The 1,699-nt window shown below is 68.5% G+C and carries 2 protein-coding genes; both read left to right on the top strand.

The features are described from left to right. Positions 1–180 precede the first annotated feature (180 nt). Positions 181–897 carry a ribonuclease PH gene (rph, locus tag VF662_RS08780; protein ID WP_464139969.1) on the top strand — a complete coding sequence of 239 codons (717 nt, stop codon included), beginning with the start codon at positions 181–183 and terminating at the stop codon, positions 895–897. Beyond that, positions 894–1,547 carry an RdgB/HAM1 family non-canonical purine NTP pyrophosphatase gene (rdgB, locus tag VF662_RS08775; RefSeq protein ID WP_464139967.1) on the top strand — a complete coding sequence of 218 codons (654 nt, stop codon included), beginning with the start codon at positions 894–896 and terminating at the stop codon, positions 1,545–1,547. The genes rph and rdgB overlap by 4 nt, the downstream gene beginning before the upstream one ends. Positions 1,548–1,699: the final 152 nt, after the last annotated feature.

Below are 1,699 nucleotides of genomic sequence, written 5' to 3'. Positions count from 1 at the left end.
CCAGCCGGAACACGTCGCGCGCGCGGTCGCTAAGCTCGGTGACTGGTGTGGTGGACATGGAGACGATGTAGGAAATGCCGCACCTCCCGTCACCCCGAACTTGACGGCCGCATGACGCTTGGGGGTGGCACCACCCTTCCCGCCCCGCTAAGTGCCCGGCAACCAGAGGAAAGGAACGTCATGCGCCCATCCGGCCGCGCTCCCGATCAGATGCGGGCGATCATCATGGAGCCGGGCTTCACCCGCCATGCCGAGGGAAGCTGCCTCGTCGGCTTCGGGGACACGCGGGTTCTCTGCACCGCCACCGTCGAGGGCTCAGTCCCGCCCTGGCTCCGCAACAAGGGCAAGGGCTGGGTCACTGCCGAATACGGAATGCTCCCCCGCGCCACCCACACGCGCGGCGCCCGCGAGGCGGCCAAGGGAAAGCAATCGGGCCGCACGCAGGAGATCCAGCGGCTGATCGGCCGAAGCCTCCGCGCCGTCGTCGATCTCGAAAAGCTCGGCGAGCGCCAGCTGACGCTCGATTGCGACGTCATCCAGGCCGACGGCGGGACCCGCACGGCGGCGATCTCCGGCGCCTGGGTCGCGCTCCGGATCGCCGTCGACAAGCTGCTCGACGCCAAGATCATCGAGCAGGATCCGATCCGCCAGAAGGTGGCGGCGGTGAGCTGCGGGATCCACAACGGCGCAGCCGTGCTCGATCTCGATTATGCCGAAGATTCGGCGGCGGGCGCGGACGGCAATTTCGTCCTCACCGGCGACGGCAACATCGTCGAGGCGCAGGTAACCGCCGAGGGCGAGACCTATGACGAGGAAGGCCTCCTCCGCCTCCTCCGCCTCGCCCGCATCGGCTGCGGCGAGATTTTCGCCGCCCAGGACAGGGCGACCGGCCGATGATGCGGCGGCTGGGGCCCGGGCGGATCGTGATCGCCAGCCACAATCGCGGCAAGATCCCGGAGATCGCCGATCTTCTCGGGCCCTACGGTATCGAGCCTGTCTCCGCGGTCGATCTCGATCTTCCGGAGCCTGAGGAGACCGGCACCACCTTCATCGACAACGCCCAGCTGAAGGCGCGGATGGCGGCGGACCTTAGCGGACTTGTCGCCATCGCCGACGACAGCGGCCTTTGCGTCGACGCACTGGGCGGACGTCCCGGCATCCATTCGGCGCGCTGGGCGGAACGGTCGGTGGAAGTACCGCCCGATGCCGAGCCGGGCGAAGCGAAGGTGGAGCGCGATTTCGGCTACGCGATGCAGCGCGTGCACGACGCCATCCTCGCCGAGCCGCCCGAAGCGGGCCGCAATGCCCATTTCGTCTGCGCGCTCGCCGTCTGCTGGCCGGAGGACGGGCAGTGCGAGGTGTTCGAGGGACGCGTCGACGGCCTCCTCGTCTGGCCGCCCCGCGGCGACAGGGGCTTCGGCTACGATCCGATGTTCCAGCCGATCGGCTACGAACAGACGTTCGGCGAGATGGACCCGGCGGCCAAGCACGAGATGAGCCACCGCGCCGACGCCTTTCGCAAGCTGGTGGCCGCGCTGATCGGCTAGGTGGAGCAAATTCTATCCGTTCGCCCCGAGCGCAGTCGAGGGGCCCAGTCGAGCGAAGGCGAGACGAGCCGCGGGACAGGCCTCGGCTTTGCTCGGCAGGGTGTCTCGACTTCGCTCGACACGAACGGAACAGTCTCTGAACCGCTGGCGCT

The organism is Allosphingosinicella sp. (assembly GCF_036387215.1).
GTDB lineage: Bacteria > Pseudomonadota > Alphaproteobacteria > Sphingomonadales > Sphingomonadaceae > Allosphingosinicella.
The sequence above is the reverse complement of the archived record's forward strand: the minus strand, read 5'-3'. Positions and strand labels throughout refer to the sequence as shown.